Raw genomic sequence first — 20,070 nt, 5'->3', positions numbered from 1 at the left:
CGTACTACTTAATTTACATAATTATTGATAAGAAGTCAAAATACCTAGGGGGAAGACGCGTGAACGGTTTTTTGAAATATTTATTGAAACGGATATTCTATATGGTATTGACCTTATGGTTGATTGCCACGATCACATTTTTCTTAATGCAATTTTTACCAGGAACACCTTATACCAATGCAGAAAAACTGAGTCCCGAACAGATTGCCTTATTGAATGAACAAGCAGGTTTAGATAAACCGATGATTACTCAATATGGGCTGTACTTGACGAATTTAGTTAAAGGCGACTTTGGGATTTCATTCCAATTCAAAAATCAACCGGTAGCGAATCTATTATCTGGTCGGATTGGTCCTTCTTTACAATTGGGGCTGCAGGCAATTATTTTTGGGACTTTTTTCGGTATCATTTTAGGGACGATCTCCGCTATGAAACAAAATACATGGATTGATACGACGTCAACGCTAGTAGCGATCTTGGGACGTTCGATTCCGAACTTTGTCTTTGCCGTTTTGCTGCAATACATTTTTGCCATCAAATTAGGTGTCTTGCCAATCGCCAAATGGGAAACTTTTGCAAGCACGATTTTGCCAACGATCGCATTAGCCATGTCGCCACTGGCAGACTCTGCCCGCTTTATTCGAACCGAGATGGTCGAGGTGCTCCACAGTGATTACGTTGAGTTGGCTCGTGCCAAAGGGCTGAGCCGCTGGGAGATCGCCTTCAAGCATGGTTTGCGGAACAGTTTGATCCCGCTGCTTACCTTGTTAGGACCTTTAGCCGTTGGATTGATGACGGGTTCATTAGTTGTTGAGAATATTTTTGCGATTCCGGGGATTGGCGAACAATTCGTAAAATCAATCATGACAAATGATTATCCAACAATCATGGCAGTCACGATTTTGTACTCTGCCATGTTAGTATTTGTGATTTTAGTGGTAGATATTTTGTATGGTATCGTTGATCCGCGTATCCGTGTGTCAGAAGGGAGCCGTGGCTAATGGAAGAGAAAACAATCAATCAAGTAGCTGCCATTGATGCAGCCAAATTTCAGCCGTTACAAAAAAATACCAAAGAAGAACGAGAAGCAATTGCTGCGCCATCGCTGACCTTTTTCCAAGATTCATGGCGCCGTTTGAAGAAAAACAAAGCAGCTGTATTTTCGATCGTACTATTGCTGATCATTATTGCAATCTCGATTATTACGATCTTTGTTTCTCCCCATGACCCTACTGCGCAAAACGTGAAGTTCACGAATCTGCCTCCCAAAATTCCCGGACTCAATCTCCCAGGATTAAATGGGTATGCAATGGTTGGTGGTGAATTGGTTGATAAATATGCTGCTGCCAATGTTCCAGAAGGCACTTACTATCTACTAGGAACCGACGGACTAGGACGGGATCTGTTGAGCCGTTTATTTGTCGGAACGAGAATCTCGCTATTGATTGCCTTTATTGCCGCTTTGCTAGATATCATCTTTGGCGTGACCTATGGATTGATTTCCGGTTTATTAGGGGGACGAGTGGATAATATCATGCAACGTTTCTTAGAGATCCTTTCTGGGATTCCGAATCTAGTGGTGATGATTTTGATGCTGGTCGTCTTCAAACCAGGAATCTTTTCGATCGTAGCTGCGATGGCTATCACCAACTGGATTCCAATGGCTCGGATCGTTCGCGCGCAAACAATGAAATTAAAAGATCAAGAGTTTGTGCTAGCTGCTACGACATTAGGTGAGAGCCGTATGAAGATTGCGATGAAGCATATCTTGCCGAATATTTCGAGTGTGATTATTGTCCAAATGATGTTCAGTATCCCATCAGCGATTTTCTTCGAGGCTTTTCTAAGCTTTATCGGTTTGGGCTTAAAGCCGCCTTCAGCATCGCTAGGGATGTTACTGAGCGACGGGTACAAGACCTTTTTATTCTTGCCTTACCAAATGTGGGTGCCGGCGGTTACGTTGTCGGTCATTATGATCGGATTCAACTTACTTGCTGACGGACTCCGTGATGCCTTTGATCCGAAAATGAAAGAGTGATTGCTATGGAAAAAGTGTTAGAAGTGAAAAATTTAGAGATCTCCTTTGATACCTTTGCAGGGAAAGTCCAAGCGATCCGCGATGTCAGTTTCGAACTATACAAAGGCGAAACACTAGCGATCGTTGGCGAATCCGGTAGTGGGAAATCAGTAACTACCCGCAGTATCATGGGATTATTAGCTAGTAACGCCAATATAGATAATGGAGAGATCCTATTCAATGGAACGGATATTCTCAAGAAATCTGAGAAAGAACTACAAAAGATTCGCGGAAAAGAAATTGCGATGATCTTCCAAGATCCCATGACTTCTCTGGACCCGACGATGCCCATCGGCAAACAAGTGGCCGAATCTTTGATGAAACATAACAAACTTAGTAAAAAAGAAGGACTCCGACAAGCCTTGGATCTTTTGAATCTGGTAGGGATTCCGAATGCTGAGAAGCGTTTGAAAAATTATCCGCATCAATTTTCAGGGGGACAACGGCAACGGATCGTCATTGCCATCGCATTAATCTGTTATCCACAGATCCTGATTGCTGATGAGCCGACTACGGCACTGGATGTAACGATTCAAGCCCAAATCCTTGAGTTGTTGAAAGATATCCAACAAAAAATCAATTCATCGATCATTTTTATTACCCATGATTTAGGAGTAGTAGCAAACGTGGCAGATCGGGTAGCCGTCATGTATGGCGGCAAAATCGTAGAGGTGGGAACAGCAGAAGAAATATTCTATAATCCACAGCATCCTTACACTTGGGGGCTGTTAGGTTCCATGCCTACCTTGGAGGGGACGGGGGATCGTCTTTATGCGATTCCTGGCTCACCACCAGATTTGTTGGATCCGCCGACTGGGGATGCTTTTTATCCTAGAAATGAGTTTGCTTTGCAGATCGATGCCGAACAGCAACCACCATTCTTTGATGTTTCACCGACCCATAAAGCAGCTACGTGGCTTTTAGCTCCGCAAGCTCCTAAGGTTACCCCTCCGGATGAAATCTTGATTCGTTGGAAAAAATTCCAAGAAAAAACTAGACAGGCATCTGTATAAAGGAGGAGAACCCATTGGAGAAAGTGTTGCTTGAAGTAAAGAACTTAAAACAATATTTTAATGTCGGCCGCAAAGACGAAGTCAAGGCTGTAGATGATATCTCCTTTCAGATCTATGAAGGAGAAACCTTTGGACTAGTAGGAGAATCCGGTAGTGGGAAGTCAACGACTGGTCGAACGGTCATTCGACTGAATCATCCCACGGCAGGAGAAATCTTGTTTGATGGACAAGATGTCATGAAAATCAAAGGCAAAAAAGATTTAGCTGATTTCCGTCGAGAAGTACAAATGGTTTTCCAAGATCCGTATGCATCATTGAATCCTCGAATGAAAGTTCGCGATATCATTGCTGAAGGGATCGATATCAACGGATTGGCAAAAAACGAAAAGGAACGCAACCAGCGCGTAGATGATTTGTTGAAAACTGTTGGTTTAAACCCAAGTCATGGAACTCGCTATCCCCACGAATTTTCCGGAGGACAGCGGCAACGGATTGGGATTGCCCGAGCACTAGCGGTAGATCCCAAGTTCATCATCTGTGATGAACCGATTTCGGCTCTGGATGTTTCGATTCAGGCCCAAATCGTCAATTTGCTGCAAGATTTACAGCAAGAACATAAGCTGACTTATCTATTCATTGCCCATGACCTATCAATGGTCAAACATATCAGCGATCGCATCGGTGTGATGCATAATGGTAAACTTTTGGAAGTAGGTTCTAGTGATGAAATCTATCATTATGGGGTCCATCCGTACACAGAGAGTCTCTTGTCGGCGATTCCACTGCCAGACCCAGATCATGAACGAGAACGGAAGCGCATCAAATACGTCAGCGAACCAACAGATGACAAGCCTCGTGCCATGGAAGAAATCGCAGAGGGGCATTTTATTTATGCTACGAAGGAAGAAGCGGCACAGTATCAGAAAAAATTGGCACAAAAAAAGGGGTAGACCTGTTTAGGAGGAGATGAAACTGAGTGTTTTAAAAGCATACAAATTTCGGATCTATCCTACAGAGGAACAAAAGCAGTTCTTTATCCAAACGTTTGGTTGCGTACGCTTCACCTATAATCAATTGCTAAAAGCAAAGATGGAAGAACTTACTACAAATGCAGAAAAAGAAAAACTAACACCTGCAAAATTAAAAAAAGAGTATCCTTTTTTAAAAGAGACCGACAGTTTGGCACTGGCCAACGCCCAGCGCAATTTGGAACGGGCTTTTCGCAACTATTTTCAAAAGCGAGCAGGCTTTCCTAAACTGAAGACGAAAAAGAATATTTGGCAATCGTATACGACAAACAATCAACAACATACGATCTACTTGGTCGATGATCAGTTGAAATTGCCTAAATTGAAATCATTCGTTGCAGTCAAGCGTCATCGGCCAATCAATGGTCAGATTAAATCGGCGACGATTTCTGCAAGAAACAATACTGAATTTTATATTTCGATTCTTTGCATCGAAGAAATTCAGCCCTTGCCGAAGAACCAACGAAAGATTGCCTTGGTTTATCATCCAGAAGTGTTGGTAGAGGCCAATGCACAGTTACCCTTTATCAGTACCAATGCCATCAAATCTCAACAAAGGCTGGCCCGTGCAGAACGAAAACTAAATGTGAAAGCAAAAGCTGTCAAACGAAAAAAAATGGTGCTTAGTCATGCTCGTAATTATCAAAAACAAAAAGGAAAAGTTTCTCAGCTATATCGAGCGCATCGTGATCAAAAAAAAGAATACATCGATCAAGTAACCTTTCATCTGGTCAAACAATACGATACGATTTTTTTGGAACGGCTGATCGATGAGACTTGTAGATCTACAGGGAATTTTTCAGTCAGCGACTGGCATCAGTTTATTCGTAAAATCACGTACAAAGCAGAGTGGTACGGCAAAGAAGTCCGATTTATTTCTTTGTCGGCCAAAGAGTGTCAAAAAATGACGCAAATGTTGCGTGTAATCGAAAGTGAAACGAACTGGGAGGAGCGCCAGGGATCGCCTAGGGGATAGAAAAAATCTTTGGATTTTTGTTTCTAGGAATTCTGCTCACTAATTATGATTAACCAGCGAAGAGGCTGTGACGTCAGGCAAAACAAAAAATACCCAAACGATACACAAACCCACAGACGCTGGCTTTATGCTCAGCTGAAAGTGATTCGTCTATCGTTTCGGTTCTTGTTTGCTTGTGTTGCAGCCTCTTTGCACGGCCTACATTTTGTCGCCAAGCACATCAGCATTCAATTCATAGATTTTCGAAGGTCGTCCAATACCGACGGGCTTTTCACCGATTTCCGTGAAATATTGAAGCATGGCTTTTTTGAAATTTGAATGGTCAATCAATTTAAAATCGATCCCCAAAAATTTAGCGAAGACTTTACGTGCTTCAGTGATCGTGAAGCTTTCGCCGAGAACCAGCAGTACTTGTGGTTCGTGTTCCATTTTGTTTGCCACTCGTTCAAATGCTTTCAAAATAATCGCGCTATGGTCAAAAGCCAATGTATCCTTACCGACAGATTGTCCCGAGACTAGGTCCAAGATAATCTCAACATCGCCACTAGATAAAAAGATTTGGTTCGCCTTTCTCTCTAATGAAAACCAGCGGACTTGATTGGCATCATCCCCAGCGCTCAAAGGTTCTTCGCCGATAAAAGCGAGATAACTGACCGTAATGACCCAGCCCCGCGGGTCTCGCCCTGGTGTGCTGAAGGTATGGAGTTGTTCGATGTTTTGCTTTGAGATGGTTACGCCGATCTCTTCTTGCGTCTCGCGAATGACACTTTGACCAGTTGACTCATTCGGATTGACGAAACCACCCGGTAAAGCCCAAGAATTTCGAAAGGGATGCCCTTTTCGCTGAATCAGTGCAATCTTCAGTTCTTCTTCTTCTTTGTTGTAACACATCAAGACCATATCGACTGTCACAGAAGGCTTCTCATATTTTGGCTGGTCCTGACTGCGATACCAAGTTAAAAATTCTGCTTCAGAAGCTTCTTTTTCATAATACTCTTTTTCTGCTGTTTTTGAGGTGAATTCTTTCATTCCTGTCTCCTACTCCTGATATGATGAAATAATAATGATGATGGATTAGTTAAAAAAATAGGGAAAAATCAAATTGATAAAAAAGAGTGCTAAATAGAAGAATGCCGCTTTTTGTGTGTGCTTCATGGCTAAATATCCCCACACAGCGATCCATAGCAGGAACCCATAACGAAGCAATGATGTGATGACCACAAAGAAGCTAGCTAGATTTTGCCCATTGAAATAGCCGTAAAAATACAAATAAAAACTAGAAAAAATCAAATGGATGATCGTTAAAACAGCTAAGATCATGAAGCGCTGTTGTTGTTTTTTCAAGCGAAAAACCCTCTCTTTCAAACGTTCATTCCTATTATAGCAAAAAAACAGCTCATAAACCAAAAGGAGCTGATAGTAAAATTATCTCATCAATTTGGGCAAAAGAAAAAAGGAAAAACTCACAGAAAATTATGGTATACTACCTTAGTATACACTTTACAGGTGAAAAGGAGGACGTACGCCCATGGCTGAAAAAGAAACATTTTATATTACGACGCCAATCTATTATCCAAGCGGCAAATTGCATATCGGAAATTCTTATACAACGATAGCTTGCGACGCAGTAGCACGTTATAAACGTCTAATGGGCTTTGATGTGTTTTATTTGACTGGTGTTGATGAACACGGGCAAAAAATCGAAAAAAAAGCGGAAGAACTAGGTGTTGATCCACAAGAATATGTAGATAAAATGGCTGCCGATGTCAAAAAATTGTGGAAAACATTGGACATCAGCTACGATAAATTTATCCGGACAACGGACGACTATCACAAAAAGGCAGTCCAAAAAATCTTTCAACAATTATTGGACCAAGGAGATATTTATCTTGGTGAGTATGAAGGCTGGTACTCTGTCTCTGATGAAGAATACTTCACAGAAACGCAATTGGCAGAAGTTTATCGTGATGAAGAAGGACATGTGATCGGTGGGAAAGCACCAAGCGGCCACGAAGTAGAATTAGTAAAAGAGTCTTCGTACTTCTTCCGCATGAGCAAGTATGCAGATCGTCTGGTGCAATATTATGATGAGCATCCAGAATTTATCCAACCTGAATCCCGTAAGAATGAAATGATCAATAATTTCATCAAGCCAGGTTTAGAAGATTTAGCTGTCTCCAGAACAACTTTCAAGTGGGGGATTCCAGTAACGGCGAGTCCTGAACATGTGGTCTATGTTTGGATCGATGCTTTATCAAACTATATTACAGCACTAGGCTATGGTTCCGATGACGATTCATTGTTCCAAAAATACTGGCCGGCAGATGTTCATATGGTTGGGAAAGAAATCGTTCGTTTCCATACGATCTATTGGCCAATCATGCTGATGGCATTAGATTTGCCATTGCCTAAAAAAATCTTCGGTCATGGTTGGCTGATGATGAAAGACGGCAAAATGTCGAAATCTAAAGGCAATGTCGTTTATCCAGAGATGCTTGTTGAGCGCTATAGCTTGGATGCTTTGCGCTACTACTTGCTGCGGGCAGTGCCTTTTGGCAGTGACGGCGTTTTTACACCAGAAGACTTTGTTTCCCGGGTAAACTATGATCTAGCCAATGACCTGGGTAATCTATTAAACCGCACTATCGCTATGATCAATAAGTATTGTGAAGGAATCGTTCCTAAATATGCCTCAAAAGTAACTCCTTACGATAGTGAGTTATCGACAACCGCAGCCAACGTCGTAGGTCGCTACCATGAAGCAATGGACAAGATGGAATTCAGTACTGCATTGTCGGAAGTATGGACGTTGATCTCTCGTGCCAACAAATACATCGATGAAACACAACCGTGGGTATTGGCCAAAGATCCTGAGAAAAAAGCAGAATTAGACAGTGTGATGGTCCATCTTGCAGAAAGCTTGCGAATCGTAGCAATCTTGCTGCAACCGATCATGACCGAAACACCGGCAAATATTTTCCATCAGTTAGGCTTAACTTCAGAAGCCATGGACTTGAAAGACTTGCGCTTCGGTGAATTTCCTAGTGATACCAAAGTAGTGGCTAAAGGAACGCCAATCTTCCCTCGTTTGGAATTAGAGACGGAAGTCGCTTATATCCAGAAGAAAATGGCGGAAGGAACGCAAAGCACTGCTGAAACAGTCAAATGGAACCCAGAAGAAACGGTTCTTGCTTCTGAAAAAACAGAGATCAAATACGATGATTTCGACAAGATCGAATTGAAAGTAGCTGAAGTGATCGACTGTCAAAAAGTCAAAGGAGCAGATAAACTGCTTCAATTTCGCTTAGCTGCGGGTGATGATCAAGATCGACAAATCTTGTCAGGAATCGCTGAGTTTTATCCAGAGCCGCAAGATTTGATTGGTAAGAAAGTCGTAATCGTAGCTAATCTGAAACCACGTAAGATGCGGGGGCAAATCAGTCAAGGGATGATCCTTTCCGCGGAAGATACCGAAGGACGATTAAAAATTGTTGAAGCTCCAAAGGGAATGCCTAATGGATCAATCATTGCCTAAGCGAGACAGTATTTAATCATTTCTGTTCTTTTTTCAGAAAATGAAATTGCAACCGAATGAAACATTTTGTATAATGGTCTTTATTGAGATGATCATGAGGGAGTAACTGGCAGCTTATCGCTGCGGCAACATCACCATCCTGAAAGAAATTTCTGGTGTTGCCTTAAATAGTGAGACTCGTGTATGTGTTTTAGTGCATACATGAGTCTATTTTTTTTCATTTCATGTACAATAAAGAAGGAAGAAGAATAAAGGAGGAAAAACATGTCTGAAGAGAATAAAAAAGAGCAACTCTCGCAAGCTTTTTATGCACAAGAAGCTGAGGCTGTTCTGAAAGAGCTGCAAACCGATGCCAACGGTTTGACAAATGACGAAGCCAAAAGTCGTCTGTCACAATATGGCGCCAATGAATTAGAAGAAGGTAAGAAAAAATCGATGGCTCAAAAATTCTTTGAACAATTCAAAGATTTGATGATCATCGTCTTGTTAGCCGCTGCGATCATTTCTGCTGTCGTGTCACATGAAATCGTCGATTCAATCATTATTTTAGCCGTTGTTATTATCAATGCGATCATGGGCGTGGTTCAAGAAGCGAAGGCCGAACAAGCCATCGAAGCGTTGCGGGAAATGTCGACGCCCAATGCCAATGTGTTACGAAATGGGCATACGGTGACGATCAAAAGCGATGAACTGGTTCCCGGAGATATCGTTCTTTTAGAAGCCGGCGATGTGGTACCAGCTGATTTACGCTTATTAGAAGCTAGTTCTCTGAAAATCGAAGAAGCGGCATTAACTGGTGAATCGGTACCCGTAGAAAAAGAATTGACTGTGATCGATGCAACAGATGTTGGGATCGGTGATCGTGTCAATATGGCTTACTCCAACAGTAATGTGACTTATGGACGGGGAAAAGGGGTCGTTGTCAATACAGGGATGGCGACAGAAGTCGGTAAGATCGCTGGTATGTTAGCAAGAGCCGAAGAAACGGAAACGCCGTTGAAACGTAACTTGAATGAACTTGGTAAATTCTTGACGATCGCCATCATCGTGATCGCCGTAATTATGTTCTTTGTTGGTACGATCTTCAATAATACTTCTTGGGTCGACATGTTGCTGACATCAATCTCTCTTGCGGTTGCTGCGATTCCAGAAGGATTGCCAGCGATCGTAACGATCATCTTAGCACTAGGCACGCAAGTCATGGCCAAACGAAACGCTGTTATTCGTAAATTACCGGCAGTAGAAACATTGGGTGCGACAGACATCATCGCATCAGATAAAACAGGTACATTGACACTAAACCAAATGACAGTTGAAAAACTTTATGTCAATGACAAGCAACATGCTGCTTCTGAAGACATTCCATTGGATACAATGGCTCTGAAAGTCATGAACTTCGCGAATGATACTAAGTTCGGTGAGGAAGGCAACTTGATTGGTGATCCTACTGAAACAGCACTTGTTCAATTCGGGATGGATCAAGGCTTCCACGTGAAAGATCAAGTGAGTGCAGAACCTCGTGTAGCGGATCTGCCATTTGATTCGGATCGTAAATTGATGAGTACGATCCATGAACAAGAAGATGGTCGTTACTTAGTTGCAGTGAAAGGCGCGCCTGATGTCTTATTGGGACGTGCGTCAAAAGTCTTGTTGAACGGACAAGAAGTACCAATGACTGAAGAAGAAAAACAAAAAATCTTGTTCAACAATACAGATATGGCCAAACAAGCGCTTCGTGTCTTGGGAATGGCATACAAGTATGTAGATGCAGTACCAGAAAACTTGGAATCAGAAATCGTAGAAAATGATCTAGTCTTTGCTGGTCTTGTAGGGATGATCGACCCTGAACGGGCTGAAGCAGCCGATGCTGTGCGAGTAGCTAAAGAAGCTGGTATTCGTCCAATCATGATCACAGGAGACCACCGAGACACAGCAGAAGCAATCGCTGGACGTCTAGGAATCATCAAGCCTGGTGATGACGCAGCTGTATTGACGGGTGCTGAATTGAACAAAATGAGTGATGAAGAGTTTGCACAAAAAGTGACTCATTACTCGGTTTATGCACGGGTTTCACCTGAACATAAAGTTCGGATCGTGAAAGCATGGCAACATGAAGGCAAAGTCGTCGCTATGACAGGTGATGGTGTCAATGATGCGCCAGCACTGAAACAAGCTGATATCGGTGTTGGTATGGGAATCACTGGGACTGAAGTATCTAAGGGTGCTTCGGATATGGTTCTGGCTGATGACAACTTCGCAACAATCGTTGTGGCTGTTGAAGAAGGACGAAAAGTTTTCTCAAACATCCAAAAAGCGATCCAATATTTGTTAGCGGCTAACTTAGGTGAAGTTTTGACATTGTTCTTAGCTACCTTATGGGGCTGGGATACACTGTTGCCGATCCATCTGTTGTGGATCAACCTTGTAACAGATACTTTCCCTGCAATCGCATTGGGAATGGAGCCAGCTGAGAAAGATTTGATGAAGCATGCCCCTCGTGGCCGGAATTCGAACTTCTTCTCTGGTGGAGTCATGAGCAGTATCATCTATCAAGGGATCTTGGAAGCTGCAACGGTCTTGTTCGTCTACTGGTCAGCAATTCAATGGCCGGTACACGATACCTATGATGCAATCCATGCGGATGCATTGACAATGGCGTTTGCTACACTAGGATTGATGCAACTGTTCCATGCCTTTAACGTTAAGTCTGTTTACCAATCATTATTCAAAGTGGGACCTTTCCGCAACAAAACCTTTAACTGGGCAATCTTGCTTTCCTTTGCATTGATGATGGTCATCATTGTTGTTCCTGGATTAAATGACATCTTCCGAGTGGCTCATTTAGATCTCTATCAATGGGGAATCGTTCTAGGTGCATCCTTCGCGATCATCCCGATCGTTGAGATCGTTAAAGCTGTCCAACGTGCAATGGGCAAAAAATAAGCAGTCTCTAAATTTATTCCGCAGGCAGAGTATTCTGACTGCGGTTTTTGTTCACACCAATCGTCGTAAATGAATAATAGGGGCGAATGAACAATCTGCTTTTGCCGACCTTTTCATTTTTGGCAATAAACGGTAAAATAAAAGATAGCTAAGAAGAAAGTAGGGGAATGAATCGTGCGACCGAATTTAGGTTTTTATGTACAAACAATCAATGATCTAGTGAAGGAGACAGAGAAAATCGGGGAAACCATGAATCCGAATTATGAAGAGATTCGTCAGGCTCTCGATAAAAAAAAGGAATCTGAACTATCACCAGAGCGTCTGGAAACAATCGAAGCGTCCTTTAAAAAAGGAACGGACAAATATCGTTTGATGCTGGAACAGATCTCTAAATTACGCCCGCCTGCAACGGTCATGGGGATTCACAAAAAATTTGAACGAGCATATACGAAGTATGTTGCTGGCTGTGAAGAAATGATTCTAAGTATTGCTGATGGGGTCGATCGGGAAGCTTTCGATGCGTCAGAGAAAAAACAAGACGAAGCCACTGATGAAATCTCTTTTGCAATTCAGCGGATGACAGCTCTCTTGTTAAAAAAATGATAAAGTTCGTTTCTTAAACGAGAGTTATTTAATTTAAATGTTATGTTATTCTTATGTAAAATGATGATGGTGGATGTATAATGAATTCACAACCAACAACCTTTTTATTTTTCATTTTACTCCTTTTGCCATCAGGACTAACCAACCTGATGGTTTTTTTATTTTTATAAATGTTTTTTTACTCAAAATAATAAAATGACTGCAAAAGACATTGTGAATAAATTTACCTAACAGTTTGTTAGTATCGTTTCACTGCTAATCTAAAAACAAGTATCGCCAATTGCGGTTTTTCGCGGTAGATGCTATACTGAAAACAACTTATAAACGAAATGAGGGATCCTCCATTGAAAAACTAACCAATTTGTTGGAAGCTGCATAGAATCATGTTCTCTAGGGAGCAGTGTGCAGATTTTCAGGATTGGTGTGTTTTTCTGGAGGGTCTTTTTGTGTACTTTTCTGGAACCTGACCTGAAAATAGGCGCGGTTTTTGTCTAGAGATAGACAGGAGGTACAAAAATGTCAAATATAAAAATAGAACAATTAAGTTTTGGCTTCGATACTCAGAATCATCTGCTGTTCGATCAAGCTGATTTGGTGATCGATACCCAGTGGAAATTAGGTTTGATCGGTCGAAATGGTCGGGGGAAAACTACTTTACTCAAATTACTGCAAGACCAATTGCCTTATAGCGGGACTATCACCCATCAGCAAGCATTCGTTTACTTTCCTCAACCAGTGGCAGATCCGCAACAACTAACCTATGATACATTACAAGATCTGTGTGACTTTGAGCAATGGCAGATCGAGCGAGAGTTAAATTTGCTTCAGTTGGATCCAGATGTCCTCTGGCGTCCATTTGAGACAATGTCTGGTGGGGAACAAACCAAAGTTTTACTTGCACTACTGTTCATCGATGAGGAACACTTTCCGTTGATCGATGAACCCACCAATCATTTAGACATTACAGCTCGTGCTCATGTAGCTGCTTATCTAAAACGGAAAAAAGGCTTTATCGTCGTCAGCCATGATCGACACTTTGTTGACGAAGTGGTGGATCACATTTTATCGATTGAAAAAAGCCGACTAGTGATTTATCAGGGGAACTTTTCTGTTTACGAAGAACAAAAGCAACGGCAAGATCAGTTTGAACAGGAGCAAAATGTTAAACTGAAAAAAGAGATCGGCCGTTTAAAGCGAACGGCTGCCGAAAAAGCAGAATGGTCACGAGGACGGGAACGAGATAAACTGGGATCACCAGCAAAAAAAGGCAGTGGAGCAGTCTATGACACAGGGGCGATTGGTGCTCGGGCAGCCAGAACGATGAAACGATCCAAAGCAATCGTCAAGCGGATGGAAGATCAAGCACAAGTCAAAGAACAGTTGTTGAAAGACATCGAATATATCGATCCCCTTTCTATGAATGTTAAAGCCACGCATCACAAAGTTTTGCTGCGAGTGGAAAATTTGCAATTGACGTATGAGCAACCGTTGTTTGATCCGTTGAATTTTACCATCGAAGCTGGTGACCGGATTGGTATTTTGGGTGCAAATGGTTCTGGCAAATCGAGTTTAGTGGCTGGCCTATTAGGTCATTTTACTGGAACTGTCACCGGCTCTGTTTGGATGCCGCAACATTTGTCCATCAGTCGTGTTCGCCAAAATTACGAGGATAATCGAGGCACCTTGACTGAGTTTGCTGAATCCCACCGATTGGATTATCAAGAATTGTTGAATAATCTGAAGAAATTGGGCGTGGAGCGAAATGTCTTTCAGACCCGAATCGAAGATATGAGTATGGGGCAGCGTAAGCGTGTGGAATTGGCAAAATCGTTGGCAACCCCTGCTGAGCTGTTTATCTGGGATGAACCCTTGAATTATCTGGATGTCTTTAATCAGAATCAGTTAGCTGAAGTGATCCAACTTGTCCAACCGACGATGTTGATCATTGAACATGATCGCCATTTTCTGGATCAAGTGTCTACACAACAATTTTTGCTTGGACATACAGATCTAGCGCGTCCATAAATCGAACCGGGATAGGATTTTTTTAAATCTTATCCCGGTTTTGTTATTTTAAAGTGGTGGGTTTTTGAGAAAGCTACCCTATTTTGATCGTTAGTCTGTTTTTTTGATTTGAGTGGTCTAGATAAAAAATAATAAATGGGGTGCCTGTTTTTTCTTTTTTTATTTATTTTAGCTGGATTTTTTATTTATTTTGCAAGAAAAAAAGCCTTACAATGCAATATTCTGTCGTTCAACAATCTCATTTTTTTCTCATCGTTCTGCTAGTTAATTAAAATTTCTATCATAATTACCAAAGGGTTTTACAAAAGATTTACAATAACAGTACCGAATAAAAATATTCATTTGTTATCATAAAAATCGAATTTCTTTGAGCGTTTGACAACAGCCTGTAAGAATTCAGCTGTTTTTGTGTTCCTATCTTGCTGGTCGAACAAAAGCGGCAAAGAGAAAAATAATGGAGGTTCTTTTTTTGATAGAAGTAGTTGGGTTGAAGAAGGTCTTTGACAACAAGTTTGAAGCTTTGAAAGCGGTGGATTTTACGATCGAGAAGGGCGATCTTGTTTGTTTACTTGGGCCTAGTGGCTGTGGGAAGTCAACGATTTTGAATTTGATCGCTGGATTGTTGAGTCCGACAGATGGGGATATCCGCTTTAACGGAAATTCCGTGGTGAAAACGGAGCCAAAGGATCGCAATATCGGCTTTGTTTTTCAAAATTATGCCTTGTATCCTCATATGACCGTTTTAGAAAATGTCATGTTTCCACTGACTGTTGGTGATAAAAAAATCAAGAAAAACGAAGCGCAGCAAATTGCTGAAAAATATATGCAGCTGACCAATATTGAAGAATTGAAGGATAAAAAACCTGGTACATTGTCTGGTGGGCAGCAACAGCGGGTTGCCATCACTCGTGCGTTAGTCCAAAATCCTGAAGTACTATTGCTGGATGAACCATTGAGTAATTTAGATGCGCGTTTGCGTTTAAAGATTCGCGAGGAGATTCGTCGCTTAGTCAAAGAAGTTGGGATCACGACGATTTTTGTGACTCATGACCAAGAAGAAGCGTTGTCTATCAGTGACAAAATCATTTTGATGAATGAAGGCGTGATCCAGCAAAATGATGATCCGCAAAATCTTTATTTAGAACCCAATAATTTATTCGTTGCAAAGTTTATCGGAAACCCAATTATCAATATCTTGCCAGTAGAAGTGACAGATGGTGTCATGCATCATCCAGAATTCACGATCCCTACAGAGCGCTTCGTGGATATCCGCTTCAAGAAACCGTTGACAGATGGTCATTATACTTTAGGGATCCGTCCAGAAGATGTGTTAACGACGACCCAAACACCATTATTCAATACCGAGATAAAAAGTGTTGAACTAATTGGTCGTGAACGGATCTTGAACTTTGATCTGGCTGACATCCACGTTAAATCGATCGTTAGCATCGAAGAAATCATTGAAGAAGGAGCACACTTAGCTTTTGACTTCAATTACAAAAAAGCGTTCATCTTTGATGAAAAAGGGGAGCGAGTTTATTGATGTTCAAGAAAAATTATAATCCCGAAAATCAACCCAAAGCTTGGCTGTTCTTATTGCCCTCACTAGTCATTATTTTGCTCTTTAGTGTGTATCCATTATTTCGTTCATTGTTTATGAGTTTTCAAAAAGGATCATTGATCAATCAGCGATATGCCGGATTAGAAAACTACCAAAAAGTGCTGACGGATCCAGTGTTTTTCAAGGCGCTAAAGAATACAGCTTGGTTTGCATTCGCTGTGGTTCCTATTGCATTAGTGATTTCACTAGCGATCGCTTGGATCATCTTTGAAAAGGTGAAACATAAGAGCTTTTTTGAGACGATCTTCTTTATGCCGTATGTCACCAGTACCATCGCCATTGGGATCGTGTTTCGCTATTTCTTTAATGGGTCTTATGGGATCATCAACTACTTGCTGGGCTTAGTGGGGATTCCCGCCGTCAATTGGCTGGATAATGTCAATATGAGTATGCCGACACTGATCATTTTTGGGATTTGGAGCAGTTTGGCCTTCAATATTATTATTCTCTTAGCAGGGATGCGTAACATTGACAAAGAACATTATAAGATCGCAAAAATGTTTGGCGCCAATAACTGGGAGATTTTTCGCAAGATTACTTTTCCGCAGTTGATTCCGACATTTGCCTTCTTGTTGACCGTTAATATCATCAGTGCCTTTAAAGTCTATACACAAGTCTATGCCTTGTTTGGTGGTCAACCCGGTATCGCCAAAAGCGCAACCACAGCTGTCTATTATATTTATGACAAATTCCATATTGCGGGCCGTCCTGGGATCGCAATGGCTGCGACTGTGATTCTCTTTGTTATTATTTTGGCGGTGACCTTTATCCAAAATAAAATTTTAAAGAAAGTAGGGGAATAAGATGAAAAAAGTCGTAACCCTCATCTCTCTGATTTTTTTGGCGCTCTTAGCGATCATCACGATTTTTCCGTTTATTTATATGATTCTCGCGGGACTGATGACTTATAGTGAGGCCACCAGTATTCCGCCTACGATTTTGCCGGAGTCCTTTCAATGGAGCAACTATGCCGAAGTCTTTACCAAAGCACCATTTCTTCGTTACTTTCTGAATACAGTCTTTGTTTCAGCAGTCACGACTATCGCCACATTGATTACTGCTATTCTGGCAGCTTTTGCATTGACTAGTTTGGAATTCAAATTCAAAGGGCTTGTGATTGCTCTAATGATTTCCTTATTGATGGTTCCTTATGAATCAATCATCTTTACCAACTACAACACGATTGCTCAAATGGGGTTGTTGAATACTTACAGTGCGTTGATTATTCCTTTTCTGACGAGTATCTTTTATATTTATTACCTGAATGGCTATTTGAAAAGCATTTCGAATACCTTTTATAAAGCAGCAAAAATCGATGGTGCAAGCGATATGGCTTACATACGGCGGATATTGATCCCAATGTCTAAACCGGCACTAGTGACTGTTGGCATCTTGACCTTTATCTCGAGCTGGAATTCTTTCTTGTGGCCATTGTTAGTCACGAATGAAAAAAAATATCGGTTGTTGAATAATGGGCTAGCGGCCTTCACATCAGAAAGCGGTAGCGATGTTCATTTGCAGATGGCAGCTGCGACATTGACTGTCATTCCGATTTTGATCATTTATTTGATTTTTAGAAAAGAGATTATTAAAGGAGTGGCAAAAGATGGCATCAAAGGCTAAAACAACAGTTACATTTCACAGTGGTATTCTCACGATCGGCGGCACCGTCATCGAAGTGGCATACAAAGATGCCCATATTTTCTTCGATTTTGGTTCGGAGTATCACCCAGAGCAGCCATTACCCGACGAAGCATTACAGACCTTAGTGGATCATCGCTGGGTCCCGCAATTGCGCAATGTCTATGATCCTCGTCTGTCTTATACGTATCATGGATCAGAACAAAAGGACTATCAAGAAACAGCTGTTTTTCTATCTCATGCCCATCTTGATCATTCAAAGATGGTCAATTATTTGGACCCTGCAATCCCTTTGTATACCTTGAAAGAAACCAAAGCGATCCTAAAAGCATTGAATCGCACCGGTGATTTTTTGATTCCTACTCCTCATGAAGCCCCTGCCTTTGTGCGGGAAATGATTGGCTTGGAACCCCACGATGTGATCAAAGTTGGTGAGATCGAAGTAGAGATCGTTCCTGTGGACCACGACGCCTATGGTGCCGCGGCATTGCTGATTCGAACACCGGATCACTTTATTGCCTATACGGGCGATTTGCGGTTGCATGGCTATCATCCAGAGCGGACAAAAGAATTTTGTCAGTTAGCCAAACACACGGATCTATTGATGATGGAAGGAGTCAGTATCAGTTTTCCTGAAAGAGAAAGCGATCCAGATACTATCGAAGTAGCCAGTGAGAAAGAATTGGTAGCGGCTTTTGTCGAGTTGGTCGAAAAAAATCCACAACGGCAAATCACTTTCAACGGCTATCCTGCCAATGTAGAGCGCTTTTTAGCTTTGGTGGATGCTTGTCCTCGAACGATCGTCCTTGAAGCACACCAAGCAGCATTACTGAAAGAAATCTTTGACAGAGAAGTTCCCTATTACACGGTTGAAGGCGGAGCTTCCTTAGCAGAGTTAGATCCTGCGCTAGAAATTGATTATCGTTCTTTATGTGTCGACACTGGCCAGTATGTCTGGCAAGCAGTTGACCATTTTGAAAATTTACAACCAGGCAGTCTGTATATCCATAGCGATGCACAACCGTTGGGGGCTTTTGATCCTGCCTATGAAGAGTTTCTCGCTTTGTTAGCAAAGCTGGAAATTGAGTTTGTACGGCTGCCGGTTTCGGGACACGCAGTTCCTGAGGATCTTGATCAGATTATTGCGTGGATCGAACCAAAAAGATTGGTTCCAATCCATACCTTGAAACCAGAGAAACTGGTGAATCCGTATGGCGAAAGAATATTGCCAGAACGTGGCGAGAAAATAGAACTATAAAAGGATAGAGGAGAGTAAAGAATGAAATCAAAAAAACTAGCATTTGCAGCAGTGGCTGCGGCAACTTTAGTGTTAGGGGCATGCGGCAACAATGGCTCAAATGACAGTGCAAAAGGCAGCGATGAGATCGTTACAGAGGTTCCTAAAGATACTACTGTCACATTCTGGCATGCAATGAATGGTGCACAAGAAGAAGCACTGACGAAACTGACAGATGAGTTTATGGAAGCAAACCCAAATGTGAAAGTAGAACTGCAAAATCAATCTCAGTACTCCGATCTGCAGGCGAAAATCAATTCGACACTACCTTCACCAAAAGATTTGCCAACCATCACACAAGCGTATCCAGGTTGGCTTTGGAATGCAGCTCAAGATGAAATGCTTGTTGATTTAGGCGAGTATATCGATAATGATACGATTGGTTGGGGTGACCAAGAAGAAATTCGCTCTTCATTATTAGAAGGTGCACAAATTGATGGTGTCCAATATGGTATTCCTTTCAACAAATCAACGGAAATGTTATTCTACAATGCAGATCTTTTAAAAGAATATGGTGTAGAAGTACCGACAACATTAGATGAGTTAAAAGAAGCTTCAAAAACAATTTACGAAAAATCAAATGGCAGCGTTGTTGGTGCTGGCTTTGATTCATTGAATAACTACTATGCTATTGGCATGAAAAACAAAGGTGTTGATTTTAACAAGGATTTACAGCTAGACAGCGATGAATCGAAAGAAGTCATCAATTATTATGCGGAAGGTGTGAAAGACGGCTACTTCCGTATTGCTGGATCCGATCAATATCTTTCAGGACCATTCGCAAACGAACAAGTTGCGATGTTCATCGGCTCGATTGCTGGAGAAGGATATGTCAAAAAAGACACCGAAGGCAAATTTGAATATGGTGTCTCTGCCCGCCCAGAAAAAATCAATCTACAACAAGGAACAGACTTATATATGTTCACAAGTGCATCTCCAGAGGAACGTACCGCTGCTTTTGAATACATGAAGTTTTTGACTTCTCCTGAGTCACAATTAGAATGGGCAGTTTCAACAGGATACATGCCAGTTGTTCAATCTGTTTTAGATAGTGATGAATACAAGAACAATCCAGATACGAAAGTTGCTTCTGAGTTAAGTGAAGCAACAAAAGAACTTTTCTCGATCCCAGTAATTGAAAATGCAGACTCAGCTTACAATGAAGTTCGTTCAATCATGGAGAATATTTTGTCGAATACTGACAAAGATACCGATAAATTGATTAAAGATTCCATTCCACAACTTGAGGATGTTTGGAATCAATAGTTCTGCTCGTAAAAGGGCCAGACAATGACCCTATCAACCCGAAAG

Annotated in this window: 16 protein-coding genes; 14 read left to right on the top strand and 2 right to left on the bottom strand. The window is 41.6% G+C overall.

The window, feature by feature from the left end; genetic code table 11:
* Positions 1-59: 59 nt before the first annotated feature.
* Genes opp3b through IGJ28_RS00820 form a run of 5 tightly spaced genes read left to right on the top strand, consistent with a single transcriptional unit; the run spans position 60 to position 5,094 of the window.
* Positions 60-1,001, top strand: coding sequence for an oligopeptide ABC transporter permease (gene opp3b / locus IGJ28_RS00840; protein ID WP_003128578.1), 942 nt, complete (start codon positions 60-62; stop codon positions 999-1,001).
* Entirely contained in the window at positions 1,001-2,038 is a 1,038-nt protein-coding gene (gene opp3C / locus IGJ28_RS00835; RefSeq protein WP_003128579.1) for an oligopeptide ABC transporter permease, read from the top strand. The genes opp3b and opp3C overlap by 1 nt, the downstream gene beginning before the upstream one ends.
* Entirely contained in the window at positions 2,038-3,090 is a 1,053-nt protein-coding gene (locus tag IGJ28_RS00830; protein ID WP_029487296.1) for an ABC transporter ATP-binding protein, read from the top strand. The genes opp3C and IGJ28_RS00830 overlap by 1 nt, the downstream gene beginning before the upstream one ends.
* Positions 3,091-3,104: 14 nt before the next feature.
* Positions 3,105-4,040: an ABC transporter ATP-binding protein gene (locus tag IGJ28_RS00825; protein WP_003128581.1), complete on the top strand. Its 936-nt coding sequence runs from the start codon at positions 3,105-3,107 to the stop codon at positions 4,038-4,040.
* Positions 4,041-4,056: 16 nt separating this feature from the next.
* Positions 4,057-5,094, top strand: coding sequence for an RNA-guided endonuclease TnpB family protein (locus IGJ28_RS00820; protein WP_003128583.1), 1,038 nt, complete (start codon positions 4,057-4,059; stop codon positions 5,092-5,094).
* A gap of 198 nt (positions 5,095-5,292) precedes the next feature.
* Here IGJ28_RS00820 and IGJ28_RS00815 read toward each other — a convergent pair whose 3' ends face one another.
* Positions 5,293-6,123 (bottom strand): NUDIX domain-containing protein, encoded by an 831-nt coding sequence (locus tag IGJ28_RS00815; protein WP_060813097.1) that lies wholly within the window; start codon positions 6,121-6,123, stop codon positions 5,293-5,295.
* Positions 6,124-6,168: 45 nt separating this feature from the next.
* Positions 6,169-6,438 (bottom strand): hypothetical protein, encoded by a 270-nt coding sequence (locus tag IGJ28_RS00810; RefSeq protein WP_005472766.1) that lies wholly within the window; start codon positions 6,436-6,438, stop codon positions 6,169-6,171.
* A gap of 184 nt (positions 6,439-6,622) precedes the next feature.
* On the opposite strand from IGJ28_RS00810, the gene metG reads away from it, so the two are divergent.
* The 9 genes from metG to IGJ28_RS00765 all read left to right on the top strand — a co-directional run bounded on the left by metG (position 6,623) and on the right by IGJ28_RS00765 (position 20,025).
* Positions 6,623-8,629 carry a methionine--tRNA ligase gene (gene metG, locus IGJ28_RS00805; RefSeq protein WP_003128586.1) on the top strand — a complete coding sequence of 669 codons (2,007 nt, stop codon included), beginning with the start codon at positions 6,623-6,625 and terminating at the stop codon, positions 8,627-8,629.
* A gap of 264 nt (positions 8,630-8,893) precedes the next feature.
* On the top strand, positions 8,894-11,572 hold the full coding sequence (locus IGJ28_RS00800) for a cation-translocating P-type ATPase (RefSeq protein WP_005472760.1): 2,679 nt from the start codon (positions 8,894-8,896) through the stop codon (positions 11,570-11,572).
* A gap of 174 nt (positions 11,573-11,746) precedes the next feature.
* The gene (locus IGJ28_RS00795) at positions 11,747-12,175 is read left to right on the top strand and encodes a hypothetical protein (RefSeq protein ID WP_003128588.1); all 429 of its coding nucleotides are present in this window, start codon (positions 11,747-11,749) and stop codon (positions 12,173-12,175) included.
* Positions 12,176-12,691: 516 nt separating this feature from the next.
* Positions 12,692-14,200, top strand: coding sequence for a ribosomal protection-like ABC-F family protein (gene abc-f, locus IGJ28_RS00790; RefSeq protein WP_438845085.1), 1,509 nt, complete (start codon positions 12,692-12,694; stop codon positions 14,198-14,200).
* A gap of 469 nt (positions 14,201-14,669) precedes the next feature.
* Positions 14,670-15,743, top strand: coding sequence for an ABC transporter ATP-binding protein (locus IGJ28_RS00785; RefSeq protein WP_029487292.1), 1,074 nt, complete (start codon positions 14,670-14,672; stop codon positions 15,741-15,743).
* The gene (locus IGJ28_RS00780; RefSeq protein WP_029487291.1) at positions 15,743-16,624 is read left to right on the top strand and encodes a carbohydrate ABC transporter permease; all 882 of its coding nucleotides are present in this window, start codon (positions 15,743-15,745) and stop codon (positions 16,622-16,624) included. Before IGJ28_RS00785 ends, IGJ28_RS00780 begins: the two co-directional genes overlap by 1 nt.
* A 1-nt stretch (position 16,625) precedes the next feature.
* Positions 16,626-17,444, top strand: a complete 819-nt coding sequence (locus tag IGJ28_RS00775) for a carbohydrate ABC transporter permease (protein WP_041119808.1) — start codon at positions 16,626-16,628, stop codon at positions 17,442-17,444.
* Positions 17,428-18,720: an MBL fold metallo-hydrolase gene (locus tag IGJ28_RS00770; RefSeq protein ID WP_003128593.1), complete on the top strand. Its 1,293-nt coding sequence runs from the start codon at positions 17,428-17,430 to the stop codon at positions 18,718-18,720. The genes IGJ28_RS00775 and IGJ28_RS00770 overlap by 17 nt, the downstream gene beginning before the upstream one ends.
* A 21-nt stretch (positions 18,721-18,741) precedes the next feature.
* A complete protein-coding gene (locus IGJ28_RS00765; protein ID WP_103300332.1) occupies positions 18,742-20,025 on the top strand; it encodes an ABC transporter substrate-binding protein in 1,284 nt (427 codons plus the stop codon).
* Positions 20,026-20,070: the final 45 nt, after the last annotated feature.

It is taken from the genome of Enterococcus sp. AZ091 (assembly GCF_051714805.1).
Taxonomy (GTDB): domain Bacteria; phylum Bacillota; class Bacilli; order Lactobacillales; family Enterococcaceae; genus Enterococcus_D; species Enterococcus_D gallinarum.
The sequence above is the reverse complement of the archived record's forward strand: the minus strand, read 5'-3'. Positions and strand labels throughout refer to the sequence as shown.

Excerpts from the sequence above, each read along its gene's own strand:
- opp3C (WP_003128579.1), top strand. The coding sequence starts at position 1,001 with ATGGAAGAGAAAACAATCAATCAAGTAGCTGCCATTGATGCAGCCAAA.
- IGJ28_RS00820 (WP_003128583.1), top strand. The coding sequence starts at position 4,057 with ATGAAACTGAGTGTTTTAAAAGCATACAAATTTCGGATCTATCCTACA.
- IGJ28_RS00815 (WP_060813097.1), bottom strand. The coding sequence starts at position 6,123 with ATGAAAGAATTCACCTCAAAAACAGCAGAAAAAGAGTATTATGAAAAA.
- metG (WP_003128586.1), top strand. The coding sequence starts at position 6,623 with ATGGCTGAAAAAGAAACATTTTATATTACGACGCCAATCTATTATCCA.
- IGJ28_RS00800 (WP_005472760.1), top strand. The coding sequence starts at position 8,894 with ATGTCTGAAGAGAATAAAAAAGAGCAACTCTCGCAAGCTTTTTATGCA.
- abc-f (WP_438845085.1), top strand. The coding sequence starts at position 12,692 with ATGTCAAATATAAAAATAGAACAATTAAGTTTTGGCTTCGATACTCAG.
- IGJ28_RS00780 (WP_029487291.1), top strand. The coding sequence starts at position 15,743 with ATGTTCAAGAAAAATTATAATCCCGAAAATCAACCCAAAGCTTGGCTG.
- IGJ28_RS00775 (WP_041119808.1), top strand. The coding sequence starts at position 16,626 with ATGAAAAAAGTCGTAACCCTCATCTCTCTGATTTTTTTGGCGCTCTTA.
- IGJ28_RS00770 (WP_003128593.1), top strand. The coding sequence starts at position 17,428 with ATGGCATCAAAGGCTAAAACAACAGTTACATTTCACAGTGGTATTCTC.
- IGJ28_RS00765 (WP_103300332.1), top strand. The coding sequence starts at position 18,742 with ATGAAATCAAAAAAACTAGCATTTGCAGCAGTGGCTGCGGCAACTTTA.